Raw genomic sequence first — 19,044 nt, forward strand, 5'->3', positions numbered from 1 at the left:
GTGGACGTGCGACCTGCCGATGAACTGAACCGCTACGGCGAACTGCACGGCCTGACCGTGCCCGCGCTGCTGCGGCGCCGCGCCGCCCAGGCGCCCTTCAAGCTGGCGTTGTCGGCCCACAGCCATCGAGGCCACCGCGACCGGCTGAGCTACGCCCAGCTGGTGATCCGCATGGAAGCGATGGCGCGCGGCCTGTCGTCGCGCGGCCTGAAGGCCGGCGAGCGCGTCGCGCTGTTCGTCTCCAACCAGGCCGTGCGCGAGGCCGTGCTGACGGCCCTGGGCTGCTGGCGGCTCGGCGCCATCGTCTCGCCGCTGAACGTGCGCGCCTCCGACGACGAACTGCGCCACGCATTGGCGCTGGTGGAGCCCGCCTTCGTCGTCTGCATGCGGGCGGAGGCCGCACGCGTGGGTGCGCTGTACCCCGTCGCGCGGGTGCTGCTGCTGGACGGCCCGGCCGCGGCCGCCGACACCTGGCCCGAACCGGAGGCCGAGTTCCATGCCGCGGCCCTGCCCGAAGTGGCGCGCCCCGAGGACCCCAGCGTTCTGTTGTTCACCTCGGGCACCACGGCGCGCTCGAAGGCCGTCACGCACTGCCATCGCAGCCAGCTCTATTGCGGTCATGCGATTGGCGGCGCCGTCGGTCTCACCGACCAGGACACCTACCAGGGCGCCTGGCCGGTCTACACCAGCTCGGTGCTCAACATGGCCTGCATGGCGGCCTGGGTCAGCGGCGCCGGTGCGGTGCTGGAGCCCAGCGTGCTCGACAACGCGGGTCGGTTGCGGCTGATCGAGACCGAGGGCACGACCGTCTACCACGGCGTGACCTCGCCGCTGAACTTCATGATCGACGAGTACCCCAACGCGGCCTACGACCTCTCGCGCGTGCGCCGGCTCGGCTACGGCGGCGCGGCCATGCCGGCCGAGGTCATCGCCAAGTTCCGCCGCCACCTGCCGTGGGTGGACCAGGTCCACATCTGGGGCATGACCGAGACCGGCCCGGCCGGCACGGTGCTCGCGCCGTGGTTCCTGCCGCGCAAGGCGGGCTGCATCGGCGTGGCGCAGCCCGGCTGCGCGGTGCGCGTGATCGGCGAGGACGGCCAGCCGGCGGCACCAGGCGAAAGCGGCGAGATCGTGTTCTCCGGTCCTTCGGCCGCGCTGGGCTACTGGCGCAACCCCGAGGCCACGGCCGAGGCCTTCGTCGACGGCTGGGTGCGCACCGGCGACATCGGCCGCATCGACGACGAAGGCCACCTGCACTTCGTCGATCGCAAGAAGGACATCATCAACCGGGGCGGCCTGAAGATCGCCTCGGCCGCGGTCGAGGAGGCGATCTACCGCTTCGCCGGGGTGGCCGAGGCCGCCGTCGTCGCGGTGCCGCACGCGGGCCTGGGCGAGGACATCGCGGCCTGCGTGGTGGCCCAGCCCGGCGTGGCGCTCGACACGGCGGCGCTGCGCGCGCACTGCGCCGGCCTGCTGGCCGATTTCGCCACGCCACGCCAATGGCATGTGCTCGAAGCCCTGCCCAAGAACCCGATGGGAAAGATCCTGAAACGCGAACTGCGCGAGCAACTGCTCGCCGCCACGAAAGCCCATGCCCATGTCGACTGAATACGCGGTTCGAATCCACGCCTACGGCGGGCCCGAAGCGATGGTGTGCGAACCCATCAAGGTGCCGCCGCCGGCACCCGGCGAGGTGCAGATCCGCCAGAGTGCCATCGGCATCAACTATCTGGACACCTACCACCGCCGCGGCGTGTTTCCGCTGCCGGCATTGCCCGGCGCGCTCGGCGTGGAGGCCGCTGGCAGCGTGGTGGCCGTGGGCGAGGGCGTGACCCACCTGGCGCCGGGCATGCGCGTGTCGTACGCATGCCCGCCGGTGGGCAGCTACGCCACGCTGCGCAACCTGCCGGCGCGGCATGTGCTGCGCGTGCCCGATGGCGTGAGCGACGAGCAGGCGGCCGCCGTCACGCTGCAGGGGCTCACCGCCCACATGCTGCTGCGCAAGGTGACGCGGCCGGAGCCCGGCCAGACCGTGCTGGTGCATGCGGCCGCGGGCGGCCTGGGTTCGCTGCTCACGCAGTGGGCCAGCCGGCTGGGCTGCCGCGTGATCGGCGTGGTCGGCTCCGCGGCGAAGGCCGAGCAGGCGCGACGCCAGGGTTGCGATGCGGTCATCGTGGGCAGCGAGCAGCCCTTCGTCGAGGCGGTGCGGGCGCTCACCGATGGCGCCGGTGTCGATGCGGTGTTCGAAGGCCTCGGCGGCACGGTCTTTCAAGATTGCCTGCGCGTGGTCAAGCCATTCGGCCAAGTCGTCAACCTCGGCCAGGTGGCCGAGGGCCTGCCCAACGTGGCCCTGGCCGACCTCGGGCCTGCGCGTTCGATCGGCGTGGCCGTGCCGGGCGTGTTCGCCTATGTGCGCACGCATCCCGACCTGCAGGCTGCGGCCGACGAGCTGTTCGGCCTGGTGGCCGACGGCGCCCTGCAGGTGCACATCGGCGGGCGCTTTGCGCTGCGGCAAGCGGCGCAGGCGCACGAGGCGCTGCAGTCGCGCGGTACCACCGGCTCGCTGGTGCTGCTGCCTTGAATCCACTCGCCCCCAACGACCCATGAGCCTGTTCAACACCCCCGAGCTGCGCCGCTTCCGCGCGGAAGTGCGCGACTTCCTGCAGACCCACCTGAGCGAGGACCTGCGCCACGAGACGCGCGGCGGCCTGCACATGGCGCGCGAGGACATGGCGCGCTGGCAGGCCATCCTGCACCGCCGCGGCTGGGGCGCGCCGCACTGGCCGCAAGCGCTGGGCGGCACCGGCTGGACGGCCCTGCAGCGCTACATCTTCGAGGAGGAGAGCGCGTTCGCCGATGCGCCGCTGGGCGACGTGCATGGCCTGTTCCTGGCCGGTCCGATGCTGATCGCCGAAGGCAGCGACGCGCAGAAGGCGCGCTACCTGCCCAGGATCCTTGCCGGCGAGGAGTTCTGGTGCCAGGGCTTCTCCGAACCCAATGCGGGGTCGGACCTGGCCTCGCTCAAGACGCGCGCGCGCTTCGACGGCAGCCACTGGGTCATCGACGGGCAGAAGACCTGGCTGTCGAGCGGCCATCACGCCGACCTGATGTTCTGCCTGGCGCGCACCGAGCCCGAGGCCAAGCCGCAGGCCGGCCTGTCGGTGTTCATCCTCGACATGCGCGATCCCGGCATCACGCTGCAGCCGATCCTCACGATGGACGAGGGCCACAGCGTCAACGCCGTGTTCTTCGACAGCGTGCGCGTGCCGGCCGACGCGATGATCGGCGCCCCCAACAAGGGCTGGGGCTATGCCAAGGACCTGCTGGCGCGGGAACGCGTGAACAACGCCCAGGCGCCGCGCACCAAGCGCGACATCGTCGAGCTCGACCGGCTGGCGCGCGAGTGCCGCGGCGCCGATGGCAGGCCCCTCATCGAGCAGGCCGGCGTGCGGCGCAGGCTGGCCGTGCTGACGGCGGATTTCGTCGCGCTGGAGTCGGCCGCGCTCTCGGTCATCGCCGAGCAGATGCGCGGCATCGAACCGGGGCCCGCCGCGTCCACGCTGAAGATCCGCGGCTCCGAGCTGCAGCAGCGCGTGAGCGAAACCGCGATGGCGCTGCTGGGCGACGCCGGCCTGGTGCTGGGCGCCGACTACGGCAGCGGACTGCTGCATCCCGCGGGCCGGGGCTGGGCCGAGCGCCATTTCTTCCGCCGCGTGGTGACCATCTACGCGGGTGCGAACGAGATCCAGAAAACCATCATCGCCAAGTCCATCCTGGACATGTGAGGGAGCCGCACCATGGAACGCGAAGAACTCGATCTGCTGCTGGACGGGGCCAGGCGCTGGTTCGCCGAGCATGCACCGCTGTCCGAGCGCGTGGCCCGGTTCCGCCAGGGCCACCTTGCGCCGACAGGCTCCTGGGCCGCGCTGGCCGGCCTCGGCTGGCTCGCGCTGCCGCTGCCCGAGGAGGCCGACGGCTTCGGCGCACCGGCCAGCGCCTGCTTCGAGCTGCTGCGCCTGGCCGGCCGCGACGCGCGGCCCGAAGCGCTGGACCTGCATCTGCTGCTGGCCCCGCTGCTCGTGCGGCTGGCCCCTGAACTGGCGGCGTCGCTGAGCGCCGGAACGCTGCGCCTGGCCATGGCCGACCTGCAGCCCGAGGCCGAAAGGCCGCGCCGGGATGCGGAGCAACTGAGCGGTCGCACCGGCGCGCTGCTGGGCGCCGAGCACGCCACCCACGCGCTGCTGCCGCTCGCCTCCGGCGGCCTGGCGCTGCTGGAGCTGGCGGCCGCCGGTGTTTCGCGCGAACCGGCACGCTGGGTGGACGGGCGCGCCACGGCGCGGCTTCAACTCGACCGGACCACGGTGCGCCATTGGCCCGGCCTGGCCGAACAGGCTGTCGACCGGGCCGCGGCCGCGCTGGTGGCCGATGCCACCGGCGTGTTCGAGGCCGCGTTCGAACTCACGCTCGACTACCTCAAGCAGCGCATGCAGTTCGGCAAGCCGCTGTCGGCCAACCAGGCACTGCAGCACCGCATGGCCGAGATCTTCTGCGACCTCCAGCAGGCGCTGGCGCTGACCGAGCGCCTCGCTCAGGAGATCGATGCCGAGGCAGCTGGCCCCTGGCCCACGCTGCCGGTGGCCAAGAGCTTCGTCGGCCGGCGCGTGCTGCGCGGCGTGGGCGCGCTGATCCAGGTCACGGGCGGCATCGCCGTGACCGAGGAATACCGGCTCACGCACTGGTACCGCCGCCTGCACGTGAATGCCCGGTGCTTCGGTGCCGCCGAGGCGCAGCTGAACCGCATCGAGGTGCGCCGGCAATTGCTGGCGGCCTGACCCCTTCCTTCTTTCCAACCTCTTTTTCCACAGGAGACTTCCCCATGTCCAATTCCGCCCTGCAGGTCGAGATCGCCGACCGCGTCGCCCGCGTCACCATCAACCGTCCGAATGCGCTGAACTCGGTCAACGCCGAACTCCACACCGCGCTGTCGCGCGTGTTCATCGACCTGGGCGAGCGCCGCGACATCGGCGTGATCGTGCTGACGGGCGCCGGCAAGGCCTTCTGCGCCGGCGGCGACATCGAATGGATGAAGGAGGCGGTGCGCGAGCCCGAGGGCTTCGAGATCGTGACCTGGGAGGCCAAGCGCATCGTCTATTCGATGCTGGACTGCGAGATCCCCATCATCGGCCGCATCAACGGCGACGCCGTGGGCCTGGGCGCCACCCTGGCGCTGCTGTGCGACATCACGGTGATGGCGGACCATGCGCGCATCGGCGATCCGCACGTGCGCGTGGGCCTGAACGCAGCCGATGGCGGAGGCTTCCTGTGGCCGCAGATGATCGGCTTCGGCAAGGCGCGCGAACTGCTGCTGACTGGCGACCTGCTGAGCGCGGCCGAGGCGAAGCAGTTGGGCGCGGTCGGCAACGTGAGCACGGCCGACGAACTGGACGCCAAGGTCGAGGCCCTGGTGAGCAAGCTCAAGAACGGTGCCACCAAGGCCATCCGCTGGACCAAGGCCGGCTACACCATTCCGCTGCGCCAGCTGGCGCACGGCCACATGGACGCGGGCACGGCCTACGAGTGCCTGACCAACCTGACGCAGGACCACCACGAGGCGGTCGAGGCGTTCGCATCGAAGCGCAAGCCGGTGTTCAGCGGTCGTTGAAGGTGCGCGCGCAGATGAGCGAGATACAGGATTTCGCGGGCCGCCTGGCCCTGGTCACCGGCGGTGCCAGCGGCATCGGGCTGGCCTGCTGCGAGCTGCTGGTCGCGCGCGGCGCCACGCTGGTGCTGGCCGACATCGACGAGGCGCGCACGCACGAGGCGGCGCGGCGCCTCGGCGCCCAGGCCCTGGTGCTCGACGTGTCCGACCACGCGGCCGTGCAGGCGGCGCAGGCACGGCTGCAGGCGCGGGGCCTGCACGTCGACCTGCTGGTGAACTGTGCCGGCATCGTGCAATCGCCCGACACGCCGGCCGACCTGCCGCATGCGGAATTCCAGCGCGTGCTCGCGATCGACTTCGAGGGCACCTATTCGTGCTGCGCGGTGTTCGGCAGCGCGATGGCACGGGCCGGGCGCGGCGCCATCGTCAACATCGCCTCGGTGGCGGGCATGCGCTCCATGCCGCTGCATGCCTATTCGCCCGCGAAGGCCGCGGTCATCTCGCTGGGCGAATGCCTTGCGGCCGAGTGGGGCCGCTCGGGCGTGCGCGTGAACACCGTGTCGCCGGGCTATACCGTCACGGCCGCGCTGCAGAGCCAGATCGACCTGGGGCTGCGCGATCCCGAAAAGCTCAAGGCGCACAGCGCGCTGGGCCGGCTGATCGCACCACGGGACATCGCGCGGGTCGTGGTGTTCCTGCTGTCCGAAGAGGCCGGTGTGTTGACGGGCATCAACGTGCCGGCCGACGCGGGCTGGCTGGTCGCGGGCTCGTGGCAGACCTTCGGCGGGGTTCGCGCGCCCCAGCCGCGCTGATCGATTGCAAGACAAGGAGACAAGCATGAAAGATTTCGACGCTTCCGCGCACCTGAGCCGCCGCGCGCTGCTGACGCTGGCCGCGGGCGCGGCGCTGTCCACGCGGACGCTGGCGCAGCCATACCCCAGCCAGCCGCCGCGCTGGATCGTTCCCTATCCGGCCGGTGGCGGCACCGACGTGGTGGCGCGCATGCTGGGCGATTCCATGGGGCGCGCGCTGGGCCAGACCCTGGTCATCGACAACAAGCCCGGCGGCGGCACCATGATCGCGGGCGATCTGCTGGCTCGCGCCAAGCCCGACGGCCTGACGGTCGGCACGGTCGACACCTCGACGGTGGCCCTGGCCCAGCACCTGTACAAGCGCGTGCCCTACCAGCCCGAGAAGGACTTCAGCTACATCGGCGGCACCACGCGATTTCCCTTCGTGATGGTGGTGCGGCCCACGCTGAAGGCCAACACGCTGGCCGAGCTGATCGCGCTGGCGCGCACCGAGCCCGGCGGATTGAAGTACGCCACGCCGGGAGCGGGTGGACCCAACCACCTGGGCATGGAGCTGTTCCAGCGCAAGGCGGGCATCGCGCTGCTCCACGTGCCCTACAAGGGCGACGCACCGGCGCTGCAGGACCTGCTGGGCGGTCAGATCGACATGTACCTGGTCAACACGGCCGCCAGCCTGCCCTACATCAAGAGCGGAAAGCTGCGGCCGATCGCGCTGTCCATGGCGCGGCGCAGCGCGGCGCTGCCCGAGGTGCCGACCTTCGCCGAGGCCGGGCTGGCCGACTTCGAGTCGTATTCGTGGCAAGGCCTGGCGGCGCCCGCGGGCACGCCCGAGCCCATCGTGGCGCGCTTGAATGCCGAGCTCAACAAGGCGCTCGCCTCCGACGACATCCGCAAGCGCCTGGCCGACCTGGGCATCGAGCCGTCGCCGACCACGCCCGCCGAGTTCACCGCCTTCGTCAAGGCGCAGAGCGCGCTGTGGGGCGAGGTGATCCGCGCGGCCAACATCAAGCTCGAGCAATGAGCGGGCGAGAACATGCCTATCCGGAACTGCAAGGCCGGGTGGTCCTGATCACCGGCGGCGCCAGCGGCCTGGGCCAGGCCTCGGCCCGTGGTTTCGCGGCCGCGGGCGCGCGGGTGGCAGTGGCCGATCTGCGGCGGGATGCCGCGCTGGACGAGGCCGCGCAGCTGGGCCCCGACCATCTGGGCCTGGCCGGCGACGTGGCGGACGAAGGCGACGTGCGGCGCATGGTCGATGCCGCGGTGGCGCGCTGGGGGCGGCTCGATGTGCTGGTCAACTGCGCCGGCATTCCCGACACCTTCCAGCCCACCGTGGAGCAGGACGTGGCCGCTTTCCGTCGGCTGGTCGACATCCACCTGTGCGGCACCTACCTGATGTGCAAGGCGGCCGCGCCGCACATGCTGGCGCAAGGCCGCGGTGCGATCGTCAACCTCAGTTCGATCGCCGGCGTGCTCGGGCTCGCGCGTCGCAATGCCTACAGCGCGGCCAAGGCCGGCATCGGCATGATGACCCGCACGCTGGGTTGCGAGTGGGCGGCGCAGGGCGTGCGCGTGAACGCGGTGGCGCCGGGCTACATGCTGACGCCGTTCTCGCAGCGCCTGATCGACGAGGGCAAGCTCGATGCGCAGCGCGTGCGGCGCCGCACCCCGGCGGGTCGGCTCGGCACGGCGCAGCACATTGCCGACGCGGTGCTGTTCCTCGCCTCGGACCGCGCCGAGTTCATCACCGGCGTGACCCTGCCGGTCGATGGCGGCTACATGGCCTGGGGCGCCGCGAGCGACGCCTACGACGGCCCCCTGGATTGAACGGAGGCGACACATGATCTACGAAGAACGCAACTACAGTTTCGCGCCGGCCAACTTTCGGCCGTTCCTCACGCTTTTCGAGGCCGAGGGCCTGCCGCTGGTGCGCGGTCACCTGGGTCACCTGGTGGCCTACTTCACGGCCGAGACCGGGCAATTGAACACGGCGGTGCACATCTGGGGCTTCGAGGACCTGGTGGACAGGGACCGGCGCCGGACCGCGCTGTGGAACGATCCGCAGTGGATCGCGTTCTCGGCCAAGGTGCTGCCGTGGATCGTCGGCATGGAGAATCGCCTGCTCAAGCCGACCGGTTTCTCGCCGCTGCGCTGAGCCGGCGCGGCGCCAATCGGCCAAGGAGGTGCGTGTGGGTTCGGAATTGTCGGCGGAAGAGAAACGCGGCGGCGAAGCGCTGGCGGAAACCGCGGTGGAAGGGCCCGGCGAGGGGCCGGCGCGCGGCACGCAGAGCGTGCGCCGCGCGCTGCAGTTGCTGCGGCGCGTGGCCAAGTGCAACGACCACGGCATCAAGCTGGCGCAGCTGGTGCGGGACTCGGGCCTGGACCGGGCCACGGCATACCGCCTGCTCTGCTGCCTGGTCGACGAACAGTTCGTCGACCGCGATGCCGAGCATCTGTACCGGCTGGGGCCCCAGGCGGTGCTGCTCGGCTCGCTGCTGCCCCAGCCCACGCCGCTGCTGCGCCGCTTCGTGCCGACCATGAAGCGCATCGGGCGCATCGGCGGCGACACGGTGTTCCTGATGATGCGCCAGGGCGACCTGGTGTATTGCGCGCACCGCGAGGAGGGCAGCTCGCCGATCAAGATCCTGACGACCAACATCGGCCAGCGCCGCCTGATCGGCACCGGCACCGGCGGCCGCGCGGTGCTCGGCTTGATGGACCCCGCGGAGATCGCCGCCATCCATGCGCGCAATGCCGCGCAGTATGCGGAGAACGGCCTGGCGGTGGAGCAGTTGCTGCAGACCGGCGTGGCGGCGCGCGAGCAGGGCTGCATGGTGACCTTCGATGCCTTCGGCGAGGTCGGCGTGGCCGGCTTCGGCATTGCGTTCCGCATGGGCGAGCACGCCATGGGCGCGCTCAGCATCGCGACGCTGACGGCGCGCTTCGGCTACGAGCGCCAGCACCGGCTGCGCCAGTTGATGGAGACCGAACTGCGCGCGCTCGGGCTGCAACCCGCGCAGTGAATCCGGTTCAGGCCGTGCCGCGCAGCGGCCGGTAGAACGCCCGGATCTCCTGGGCCAGCAGCTCGGGCTGCTCCATGGCCGCGAAATGGCCGCCGCGCGGCAGCGCGCTCCAGCGCCGGATGTCGGTGAAAGTGCGCTCGGCCAGTTCGCGCGGCGGATGCAGGATTTCGGCGGGGAACTCGGCATAGCCCATGGGCACGTCCACGGTGGCGCCCTCGGGGATCGGCCACTGCGCGGCATGCTGGCGCGCGTAGTAGGGCCAGAACGAGGAGCCGATGGCGCCGGTGAACCAGTACAGCGACACGTTGGCCAGGATCTCGTCCAGGCTGAACACCGATTCGATGTCGCCGCCGCAGTCGGACCAGGCGCGCATCTTCTCGGCGATCCACGCCGCCAGGCCGATCGGCGAATCGCCGAGGCCGAAGGCCAGCGTGTGGGGTCGCGTGCCCTGGATCGCGCTGTAGCCGGTCTCTTCGCGCAGCCAGTGCTGCAGTTCCTCGCGGTAGCGCTGCGCTGCCGGGCTGGAACCCAAACGCGCCGGATCGCGCGCTATCGGCAACAGGTTCAGGTGCACGCCGATGGTCTTGCGTGGATGCACCAGCCCGAGCCGCGCGGAAATGGAGGCACCCCAGTCGCCACCTTGGGTGGCGAAACGCCCGTAACCCAGCACGTCGGTCATCAGCGCGGCGAACGCATCGGCGATCTGCTCCACGGAGAATCCCGGCTGGCCGGGGTGGAACGACAGGCCATAGCCCGGCAGACTGGGCGCCACCACCGTGAAGGCATCGGCGGGATCGGCACCGAAGCGCGCCGGGTCGGTCAGCCGCGGGATCAACTCGGCGAATTCGAACACCGAGCCAGGCCAGCCGTGCGAAAGCAGCAGCGGCATGGGCGCCGGGCCCTGGCCCGCCACGTGGATGTAGTGCAGCTGGATTCCGTGCAGCGGCGTCGTGTATTGCGCAAACGCGTTGAGCCGCTGCTCCTGCGCGCGCCAGTCGAAACGATGGCGCCACTGCGTGGCGAGCCGCTGCATCCAGGCCAGGTCGGCCCCGTACGCCCAGGGCGGGCCCGCGGGCTGGTCTGGCCAGCGGGTCATGTCCAGCCGCGCATGCAAATCGGCGATCGCGTCATCCGCGATTCGAAGCCTGAAAGGTCGGGGCGTCATGCGGAGCAATCTAGCGCAGGGCCGGCGAGGCGTGGACTCGGCAAACCCCGAGTTCGCATCGTGAGCAACGCGAAGGCTTCCTCGTGCACGATGGCTGGCGAGGCTCAACCGATCGCCTGCGCCTCCCTGAATCCCTCGAGCACCGCATCGTCCACCTCGCGCGGCGCCACGCAGTCGCCGATGCGGCGCACCGCCAGGCCGCGCGCCTTCAGCTGCTGGTACAGCCCATCGTCGCTCTCGCGCAGCATCGACAGCACGACCGTGTCGGCCGCCAGCGTCTCGCTCGCGCCGCCCAGCGTGCTGCGCAGCACGACGCTGCCCGGCTCGATGCGCTCGACGGTGGTCGAGGCGCGCAACGCCACGCCGGCCGCGGCCACGCGCGGCATCAGCCAGGGCCAGTCGAGCGTGGGCTCGAGCTTGCGGCCGAGCATCGCGTCGGCGCCGACCACCATGACCTCGCGGCCGGCGGCGCTCAGCAGCCGGGCCAGGCCCAGTGGCAGGTAGTCGCCGTTGTCGTCGACGATCAGCACGCGGCGCCCGCAGGCGGGCAGGTCGTCGAGCGCGGAGAGTGCGTCCGTCACATGCGGCAGCTCGGCACCCGGGATCGCGTCGCGGTCGGTGCGGAACATCGAGCGGCCGCCGCGCTGCCAGCGCGCGCCGGTGGCCACGATGACCTCGTCGGCGCCGAAGGCGGCCACCGCGTCGGCCGTGGCCTCGCGGCGCAGCACGATCTCCACGCCGCGCCGGCTCAGCGAGGCCTCGAGGTCGTCGACCAGGAAGTTCCACGAACCGTAGTCGGGCAGCAGGCCGGCGCGGCGGATCTGGCCGCCGAGGCGGTCCGTGCGTTCCCACAGGGTGACGCGATGGCCGCGCGCGGCCGCGCTGTCGGCGAACTTGAGGCCGCCCGGACCGCCACCGATCACGAGCAGCGTTCGCGGCGTGGCGGCGGGACGCGGCAGCGCCGCGCCGAACTGCAGCTCGCGGCCCGCCTCGGGGTTCACGGTGCAACTGACGTTCTGTCCGAGCCGTCGCCAGCAGCCCTGGTTGGCGCCCACGCAGCGCCGGGTCTGGTCGGCGCGGCCTTCCCTGGCCTTGCGCACGATTTCGGGGTCGGCGATCTGGGCGCGCACCAGACCGACCATGTCGGACTGTCCATGTTCGACGATGTTCGCGGCGGTGGCGATGTCGCGCACCGAGCCCTGGATCAGCAGCGGGATGCGCCCGCGCAGCGCCTCGCGCACGCGCGCGGCGTTGGCGGCCAGCGGCGCGGTCTCGCCGCTCGACTGCGGCGGCACCAGCCGGTGGTTCTGGTGGTAGTCGGTGTGCGAGAGGCACACGTAGTCGAACAGGCGCTCGGCCTCGAGCAGCGCGACCACGCGCAGCGTTTCCTCGGGCGTGGTGCCGGCCTCGCCGAGGTACTCGTCGAGGTACTCGTCGAGGCTCAGCTTGATGCCGATCGCGAAATCGCTGCCGCAGCGCGCGCGCACCGCGCGGCCGATCTCGAGCGCCAGCCGGGCGCGGCGTTCGGTGTCGCCGCCCCATTCGTCGTCGCGCCGGTTCCAGTACGGCGAGAGGAAGTTGCTCAGCAGGTAGCCGTGCGAGCCATGGATCTCCACGCCGTCGCCGCCGCCGGCCTGCACGTTGGCGCAGGTCGCGGCGAAACCCTCGATCACTTCGCGGATGTCGTCCTCCTCCATCGGCTGCGGCATCGCACGGTGCACCGGGGAGGGCAGTTGCGAAGGCGCGAGCACGGCGCCCCAGTGCGCGATGTCGTCGGTGCGGCGCGTGCCGCTGGCGCCCATGTGCGTGACCTGCACGATCACCGGCACGCCGAGCCGCTTGCTCGGCGTGACGAAGGCCCGCACCGCATCGGCCCAGCCGGGCTCCCACGGCGACACGCCGGCGCGCGCGCTGGCCGGATGCACATGGAAGCCGTGCGTGACGATCAGGCCGACGCCGCCGCGCGCGCGTTCGGCCAGGTAGGCGCCATAGGCCGGCGGCGGCAGGCTGACCTGGTGCGCGGGCAGGTAGATGCGGTTGAGCGCCTGCACGGGGCCGATGCGCACCGGCTCCCACAGGACGTCGAGCGCGGTCGGCATCGTCATGCGCGGCTCAGGAGAAGCACATGCCGCCGTTGACGTCGAGCACCGCGCCGGTGGTGAAGCTGGCGCCGCGCGAGGCCAGGAAGGCGGCGGGCCAGCCGATCTCCTCGGGCTGGCCCAGGCGCTTCATCGGGTACTGGTCGACGGTGAAGGGCTGGTTCGCCGACACCAGCAGCGGCGTGAAGATCGGTCCCGGCGCCACGCCGTTGACCACCACGCCCGAGGCCGCGGCCTGGCGCGCGAAGTAGCGCACCAGCGCCGACAGCCCGCCCTTCGAGGCCGCGTAGGCCGGCTCCACCGCCAGCGTCGAGCCCGCGTTGCGCGCGGCCATCGAGCTGGTCAGCACGATGCGGCCGCTGCCGCGCTTCATCATCGCGGGCAGCGCCGCGCGCAGCAGGTTGACCGGGCCCTTGACGTTCACGGCCATGGTGCGCTCGAACAGCTGTTCCCATTCGTCGCCGCCATCGAGCCAGTCGCCCTTGACGTAGTAGCCGCTGGTGTCGATCAGCGCGTCGATCTCGCCGATGTCCGCGAGCAGTGCATTGACGTCGTCGCGCTTCGTGTTGTCGAGCGCAGCGGCGCGCGCCTTCAGCTCGTCGGCCAGCTCGGTCGGCGCCTTCAGGTCGGCGATGAACAGCTCGGCACCGAGCGCGGCGCACACGCGCGCGGTCGCGCCGCCGATGGCGCCGCCGGCGCCGGTGATCAGGATGCGCTCGCCGCGCAGGTCGAAGAGGTTCTTCATGGGTTGTCGTCCTTCAGGGAGTGGTGCAAAGAGTTCGGTTCATTCGGGCGCGCCGTAGGCGCCCGCCTCGAGCAGCGCGCGCGAGCCGAGGTCGGCGCCGTTCCAGCGCGTGAAGAAGCCCGCGGCGCTGCCGCCGTCGACGGTCATCACCGAGCCGGTGACGTAGCTCGCGGCATCGGACAGCAGGAACAGCGCGGGGCCGGCCTGCTCCTCGGCCCGGCACAGGCGGCCCAGCGGGTTGCGGTCGACCATCGCGTACTGCAGGTGATCGGGCGGGATGTTGGCCTGCACGAGCGGCGTGTCGACCACGCCCGGCGCGAGCGCATTGACGCGCACGCCGAAGCGGCCCCACTCGATCGCGAGCGCGCGCGTGAGGCCGATCACGCCGTGCTTCGAGGCGCTGTAGTGCGCGCGGCCCGCATGGCCGCCGAGGCCGTCGATCGAGGCCACGGTGACGATCGCGCCGCGCCGGCGCTCGAGCATGCGCCGGCCCACGGGCTGCAGCGAGCGAAACATGCCCGTGAGGTTGACGTCGAGGCAGCGGGTCCAGAGCTCGTCGGGCATGGTGTGGGCGGGCGCCGGCGGCGAGATGCCCGCGCAGGCGACCATGCCGTCGATGGCGCCGAGCTGTTCCTCGATGCGTGCCACCGCGGCTTCGCAGGCGGCGGCATCGCGCACGTCGAGCGTCTGTGCGACGGCCTGCGCGCGGAGTTCGCGCAGTTCGGCCGCCACGCTCGTCGCGCGCTCTGCCACCGCGTCGACGACGGCGATGCGCGCGCCGCCGCGCGCGGCCTCGATGCCGATCGCGCGGCCGATGCCGCTGCCGCCGCCGGTGACGAGGATCACGCGGTCCTGCAGTCCGTAGTCCATGGCTGTGCCTCCACGAGGGAATGAATGAGTGAATGAGGAGTGGGAAGAGGGGAGTGCGGCGAATGTGGCAGCCGCGTCGCGCGGCGTCTGTCCCCGTGGCAAGGGACAGCGCGGCCTGTACCACGGGCAGGGGACTGACGGGCCTGCGACGCGCGGCGAATACTGCCCGCCATGACAACCCCCTCCGTCTCCACCAACGCCGCCGCCGACGTGCTGCTGCGCGTCAGCGGCCTCGGCGTGCGCTTCGGCGGCATCGTGGCGCTCGACGGCATCTCCTTCGAGGTGCGCCGCGGCCAGATCTGCGGGCTGATCGGTCCCAACGGGGCCGGCAAGACCACGCTGTTCAACTGCCTGAGCCGCATCTACACGCCGGCTTCGGGATCGATCGTGTTCGACGGCGTCGACCTGCTCGCGCAGCCGCAGCATGCGATCGCGGCGGCGGGCATCGGCCGCACCTTCCAGAACGTGGCGCTGTTCCCCGCGATGACGGTGCGCGAGAACGTGATGGTGGGCCGCCATTGCCGCACCGGCACCGGCTACCTCGCCAATGCGTTTCGCCTGCCCTCGGTGCGGCGCGAGGAGGCCGAGGTGCGCGAGCGCACCGAGCGGCTGCTGGCCCTGCTTGACCTCTCGGCGCTGGCCGAGACGCCGGTGAAGAACCTCTCGTTCGGCACCCGCAAGCGCGTGGAGATGGCGCGCGCGCTGGTGGCCGATCCCAAGCTGCTGCTGCTCGACGAACCCGCGGCCGGCCTCAACCACGAGGAGGTCGACGGGCTGCGCCAGCTGATCCTCGACGTGCGCGAGCGCTTCCACGTGACCGTACTGCTGGTCGAGCATCACCTGAACCTGGTGATGCGGGTGTCCGACCAGGTGGTGGCGATGAACTTCGGCCGCAAGATCGCCGACGGCCCGCCCGCGCAGGTGCAGGCCGACCCGGAAGTGGTGCGCGCCTACCTCGGCACGGAGACCGCCTGATGGCCGCGCTGCTGGAGGTGAAGAACCTCGAGGCCTTCTACGGCCCCACGCGCGTGCTCGAGGGCATCGACTTCGAGGTCGCCGAGGGCGGCATCACCACCATCCTCGGCGCCAACGGCGCGGGCAAGACCACGACGCTGCGCGCGCTGAGCGGCCTGGTGCGACGCACCGGCGAGATCCGCCTCGCGGGCCAGCGCATCGATGGCCACAGCACCGAGAAGACCGCCGCGCTGGGCATCGCGCACGTGCCCGACGGGCGCGGCACGCTGGTCAACATGACGGTGGAGGAGAACCTGCGCGTGGGTGCCTACCTGCGCCGCGGCAAGGCCGAGGTCGAGCAGGACATGGAGCGCATGTTCGGCTACTTCCCTCGGCTGCGCGAGCGGCGCGGGCAGCAGGCCGGCACGCTCTCGGGCGGCGAGCAGCAGATGCTGGCGATCAGCCGCGCGCTGATGCAGCGCCCGCGCCTGCTGCTGATGGACGAGCCCTCGTTCGGCCTCGCGCCGCTGGTGATCCGCGAGATCTTCGAGATCATGCGCGTGGTCAATCGCGAGGAGGGCGTGGGCATCCTGCTGGTCGAGCAGAACGTGGCGCGCGCCCTCGAGATCGCCGACCACGCCTGGTTGCTCGAGACCGGCCGCACCGTCATCTCGGGCACCGCGAAGCAGCTGCGCGACGACGCGCAGATCCGCCGCTCCTACCTCGGCTTCTGACAAGGACCCTCCCCATGTACAGCCTGCTGCAACAGATCGCCTCCGGCATCGCCATGGGCGGCATCTACGCCTGCCTCGGCCTGGCGCTGGTGATGATCTACCAGTCCACCCACCACATCAATTTCGCGCAGGGCGAGATGGCGATGTTCTCCACCTTCATCGCCTTCCTGCTGCTGAAGTGGGGCCTGCCGTACTGGGCCGCCGCGCTCGCCACGCTGGCCTTCGGCTTCGTGGCCGGCTTCGCCATCGAGCGGCTGGTGCTGCGGCCGCTGGGCGACGTGCCCGAGCTGTCGGTGATCGTGGTCTTCATCGGCCTGTTCGTCGGCATCAACTCGCTGGCCGGCTGGATCTTCGGCCACCAGCTCGAACCCTTCCCGAGTCCGTTCCCCGACAAGCTGCCCGGCGGCAGCACGCTGATCTCGGGCCACGAGCTCGGCACGGTCGCGGTGGTGCTGCTGGTGATGGCGCTGCTCTATGTCTTCCTGCGCTTCACCAAGGTCGGGCTCGCGATGCGCGCCTCGGCCGAGAACCCGGTGTCCTCGCGGCTCGCGGGCATACCGGTGTCGCTGATGCTCTCGCTGGGCTGGGGCCTGTCGGCGCTGATCGGCGCGGTGGCCGGGTTGATGGTGGCGCCCGTGGTCTTCCTCGAGCCCAACATGATGGGCGGCGTGCTGATCTACGCCTTCGCGGCGGCGCTGCTCGGCGGCATCGACAACCCCTGGGGCGCGGTGGCCGGGGGCCTGATCGTGGGCGTGGTCGAGAACCTCGCGGGCACCTACCTCGTGGGCACCGAGCTCAAGCTCACGCTGGCCCTGGTGCTGATCGTGGCCGTGCTGCTGGTGCGGCCCTCGGGCCTGTTCGGCCGCAAGCTGGTGGCGAGGGTCTGAAGATGTCGGCCTTGCCCTTCATTCCCGAGCAGGCACCGGCGCTGGCCGCCGACGCCGCGCCCGCGCGTTCGCCCTGGCGCATCGCCGTCTTCGCGCTGCTCGCTATCGCGTCGCTCGCGCTGCCCTTCGCGCTGTCGGACTACCGCCTCTTCCTCGTCACCATGACGCTGATCACCGCCATCGGCGTGCTCGGCCTCAACATGCTGGTGGGCTACAACGGCCAGCTCTCGCTGGGCCATGGCGCGCTGTACGCGCTCGGTGCCTACGTCACCGCGGTGCTGATGGAGCACGGCGGCTTCGCCTGGTGGGCCACCCTGCCGGTGTCGGCCGCGGTGTGCTTCGGCTTCGGCTTCCTGTTCGGCTGGCCGGCGCTGCGGCTCAAGGGCCACTACCTCGCGCTCGCCACCTTCGCGCTCGCGCTGGCCACGCCGCAGCTGCTCAAGCACAAGGCGCTAGACCCATGGACCGGTGGCGTGCAGGGCATCGTGCTCATGAAGCCCGAGGCGCCCTTCGGCCTGCAGCTGTCGGCCGACCAGTGGCTCTACCTGGTGGTGCTGGCGATCGCGGCGCTGATGTTCGTCTGCGCCTGGAACATGCTGCGCGGCCGGCTGGGCCGCGCCACCATCGCCATCCGCGAGCAGCCGACCGCCGCGGCCGCGATGGGCGTCAACGTGCCGCACGTGAAGGCCATGACCTTCGGCATCAGTGCGCTCTACACCGGCGTGGCCGGCTCGCTCGGCGCCATCGCCACCGCCTTCGTGGCGCCCGACAGCTTCGGCATGTTCGTGTCGGTGTTCTTCCTCGTGGGCGTGGTGGTGGGCGGGCTCGGCACCATCTCGGGCGCGCTGGTGGGCGCGGCCTTCATCCAGTTCATACCGAACGTCGCCGACCAGATCTCGAAGTCGGCGCCCTCGGCGATCTTCGCGGGCTTCCTGATCCTGTGCATGTTCCTGATGCCGCAGGGCTTCGTGGGGCTGGTGCGCAGCGTGCTGCGGCGCCTGCGCGGCGGCGCGGGTCAACGTCCCCGTCGAGGGGACTGACGCGAACGACCGCCTGAGAGAAAGTCCTTCCATGCCCCGTGCCATCTACATCCATTCCAACGGCGAGCGCACCGAGCTCGAGGTCGCCGAAGGCCAGAGCCTGATGCTGGCCGCCACCAGCCACGACCTGCAAGGCATCGTCGGCGACTGCGGCGGCGTCATGAGCTGCGCCACCTGCCACGTGATCGTCGACGAGGCATTCATCGACAGGCTGCCGCCCGCGGTCGACACCGAGAACCAGATGCTCGACTACACGGCCGCGCCGCGCGAAGCGGGCAGCCGGCTGTCGTGCCAGATCGTCATGAGCGAGGCGCTCGACGGCATCGCCGTTCGCATCGCCGACCCTCAACTGTAAGAACGAGTTCCAAGAGCCGACATCAACACGGAGAAACGCTTCATGCAAGCCACTGCACCCGATCTCAGCACCAAGCCCAAGGCCCCGCTGACCCCGAACCCCGGCCTCACGCCGATGATGCTGAACCATGCGGCCTGGGTCACGCCCGACGCGGCGGCCACCACCGACTTCTACACCCGCATCATGGGCATGGAGCTCGCGAGCACGGTGCTCGACGACAGCGTGCCCTCTACCGGCGACGCGATTCCCTACTTCCACATCTTCTTCCGCATGGGCGATGGCTCCACGCTGGCCTTCTTCGAGGCGCCGGGCGTGCCCGCGCCCTCGAAGTCCAGCCATCCGGCCTACGACATCTTCAACCACATCGCGCTGCAGGCGAAGGATCGCGCCGAGGTAACGAAGTGGTACGAGTGGCTGACCTCGCAGGGCGTGGAAGTGATCGGGCCGACCGACCACAAGGGCCTGATCCTGTCGATCTACTTCCACGACCCGGCCGGCGTGCGCCTGGAGATCACCACGCCGCTGGACAAGGAATGGAACCGCCACACCGACAAGGGCTATGCCGACCTCAAGCTGTGGGAGGACTGCAAGCGCCAGGCCAAGGCCGAGGGCCGCGACGTGCCCAAGGCGCTGCTCGAGCTGATCCAGGACGTGCGCAAGCGCTACGGCACGGGCCATGGCGAGAAGGCCGGCGAGTGAGCGGC

General features: G+C 71.0%; 20 protein-coding genes. 16 read left to right on the forward strand and 4 right to left on the reverse strand.

Translation table 11 applies throughout. The annotated features are described in order from the left end of the window. Genes ACODT0_RS01625 through ACODT0_RS01670 form a run of 10 tightly spaced genes read left to right on the forward strand, consistent with a single transcriptional unit; the run spans window position 1 to window position 9,491 of the window. On the forward strand, window positions 1-1,608 hold the full coding sequence (locus tag ACODT0_RS01625; RefSeq protein WP_489040364.1) for a class I adenylate-forming enzyme family protein: 1,608 nt from the start codon (window positions 1-3) through the stop codon (window positions 1,606-1,608). Further along, window positions 1,598-2,581: a quinone oxidoreductase family protein gene (locus tag ACODT0_RS01630; RefSeq protein WP_489040365.1), complete on the forward strand. Its 984-nt coding sequence runs from the start codon at window positions 1,598-1,600 to the stop codon at window positions 2,579-2,581. The genes ACODT0_RS01625 and ACODT0_RS01630 overlap by 11 nt, the downstream gene beginning before the upstream one ends. A gap of 22 nt (window positions 2,582-2,603) precedes the next feature. Next, window positions 2,604-3,785: an acyl-CoA dehydrogenase family protein gene (locus ACODT0_RS01635; protein WP_057593528.1), complete on the forward strand. Its 1,182-nt coding sequence runs from the start codon at window positions 2,604-2,606 to the stop codon at window positions 3,783-3,785. A 12-nt stretch (window positions 3,786-3,797) separates the two neighbouring features. Then, window positions 3,798-4,832, forward strand: a complete 1,035-nt coding sequence (locus ACODT0_RS01640) for an acyl-CoA dehydrogenase family protein (RefSeq protein WP_489040366.1) — start codon at window positions 3,798-3,800, stop codon at window positions 4,830-4,832. A gap of 44 nt (window positions 4,833-4,876) precedes the next feature. Continuing rightward, window positions 4,877-5,662, forward strand: a complete 786-nt coding sequence (locus ACODT0_RS01645; RefSeq protein ID WP_057593530.1) for an enoyl-CoA hydratase/isomerase family protein — start codon at window positions 4,877-4,879, stop codon at window positions 5,660-5,662. 14 nt (window positions 5,663-5,676) lie between these two features. Further along, complete coding sequence (locus ACODT0_RS01650) at window positions 5,677-6,471, forward strand: SDR family NAD(P)-dependent oxidoreductase (protein WP_057593541.1); 795 nt, start codon at window positions 5,677-5,679, stop codon at window positions 6,469-6,471. 25 nt (window positions 6,472-6,496) lie between these two features. After that, on the forward strand, window positions 6,497-7,492 hold the full coding sequence (locus ACODT0_RS01655; protein WP_489040367.1) for a Bug family tripartite tricarboxylate transporter substrate binding protein: 996 nt from the start codon (window positions 6,497-6,499) through the stop codon (window positions 7,490-7,492). Continuing rightward, window positions 7,489-8,295 carry an SDR family NAD(P)-dependent oxidoreductase gene (locus ACODT0_RS01660; RefSeq protein WP_057593532.1) on the forward strand — a complete coding sequence of 269 codons (807 nt, stop codon included), beginning with the start codon at window positions 7,489-7,491 and terminating at the stop codon, window positions 8,293-8,295. The genes ACODT0_RS01655 and ACODT0_RS01660 overlap by 4 nt, the downstream gene beginning before the upstream one ends. A gap of 13 nt (window positions 8,296-8,308) precedes the next feature. Further along, window positions 8,309-8,623: an NIPSNAP family protein gene (locus ACODT0_RS01665; RefSeq protein ID WP_057593533.1), complete on the forward strand. Its 315-nt coding sequence runs from the start codon at window positions 8,309-8,311 to the stop codon at window positions 8,621-8,623. Between the two features lie 34 nt (window positions 8,624-8,657). Then, window positions 8,658-9,491, forward strand: coding sequence for an IclR family transcriptional regulator (locus ACODT0_RS01670; protein WP_422098804.1), 834 nt, complete (start codon window positions 8,658-8,660; stop codon window positions 9,489-9,491). A 7-nt stretch (window positions 9,492-9,498) separates the two neighbouring features. On the opposite strand, the gene ACODT0_RS01675 is transcribed toward ACODT0_RS01670, so the two are convergent. From ACODT0_RS01675 to ACODT0_RS01690, 4 genes are all read right to left on the reverse strand, one after another. Further along, the gene (locus tag ACODT0_RS01675; protein WP_489040368.1) at window positions 9,499-10,656 is read right to left on the reverse strand and encodes an epoxide hydrolase family protein; all 1,158 of its coding nucleotides are present in this window, start codon (window positions 10,654-10,656) and stop codon (window positions 9,499-9,501) included. Window positions 10,657-10,760: 104 nt separating this feature from the next. Continuing rightward, complete coding sequence (locus tag ACODT0_RS01680; protein ID WP_489040369.1) at window positions 10,761-12,761, reverse strand: oxidoreductase; 2,001 nt, start codon at window positions 12,759-12,761, stop codon at window positions 10,761-10,763. 7 nt (window positions 12,762-12,768) lie between these two features. Continuing rightward, complete coding sequence (locus ACODT0_RS01685; RefSeq protein WP_057597311.1) at window positions 12,769-13,500, reverse strand: SDR family NAD(P)-dependent oxidoreductase; 732 nt, start codon at window positions 13,498-13,500, stop codon at window positions 12,769-12,771. Between the two features lie 39 nt (window positions 13,501-13,539). Beyond that, window positions 13,540-14,370: an SDR family NAD(P)-dependent oxidoreductase gene (locus ACODT0_RS01690; protein ID WP_489040370.1), complete on the reverse strand. Its 831-nt coding sequence runs from the start codon at window positions 14,368-14,370 to the stop codon at window positions 13,540-13,542. Window positions 14,371-14,541: 171 nt separating this feature from the next. Here ACODT0_RS01690 and ACODT0_RS01695 point away from each other — a divergent pair, with 171 nt between their 5' ends. The 6 genes from ACODT0_RS01695 to ACODT0_RS01720 are packed head-to-tail and all read left to right on the forward strand — an operon-like array spanning window position 14,542 to window position 19,039. Then, window positions 14,542-15,345 carry an ABC transporter ATP-binding protein gene (locus ACODT0_RS01695; RefSeq protein ID WP_489040371.1) on the forward strand — a complete coding sequence of 268 codons (804 nt, stop codon included), beginning with the start codon at window positions 14,542-14,544 and terminating at the stop codon, window positions 15,343-15,345. Continuing rightward, window positions 15,345-16,058 carry an ABC transporter ATP-binding protein gene (locus ACODT0_RS01700; protein ID WP_057597313.1) on the forward strand — a complete coding sequence of 238 codons (714 nt, stop codon included), beginning with the start codon at window positions 15,345-15,347 and terminating at the stop codon, window positions 16,056-16,058. Before ACODT0_RS01695 ends, ACODT0_RS01700 begins: the two co-directional genes overlap by 1 nt. 14 nt (window positions 16,059-16,072) lie before the next feature. Next, window positions 16,073-16,945, forward strand: a complete 873-nt coding sequence (locus tag ACODT0_RS01705) for a branched-chain amino acid ABC transporter permease (protein WP_261206027.1) — start codon at window positions 16,073-16,075, stop codon at window positions 16,943-16,945. A 2-nt stretch (window positions 16,946-16,947) separates the two neighbouring features. Continuing rightward, window positions 16,948-17,985: a branched-chain amino acid ABC transporter permease gene (locus ACODT0_RS01710; protein ID WP_489040372.1), complete on the forward strand. Its 1,038-nt coding sequence runs from the start codon at window positions 16,948-16,950 to the stop codon at window positions 17,983-17,985. A gap of 31 nt (window positions 17,986-18,016) precedes the next feature. Next, entirely contained in the window at window positions 18,017-18,340 is a 324-nt protein-coding gene (locus ACODT0_RS01715; RefSeq protein ID WP_057597316.1) for a 2Fe-2S iron-sulfur cluster-binding protein, read from the forward strand. A 42-nt stretch (window positions 18,341-18,382) separates the two neighbouring features. Beyond that, window positions 18,383-19,039, forward strand: coding sequence for a VOC family protein (locus ACODT0_RS01720; RefSeq protein ID WP_057597317.1), 657 nt, complete (start codon window positions 18,383-18,385; stop codon window positions 19,037-19,039). The last annotated feature ends 5 nt before the right edge of the window (window positions 19,040-19,044 follow it).

This window comes from Variovorax sp. FG153 (genome assembly GCF_057809595.1).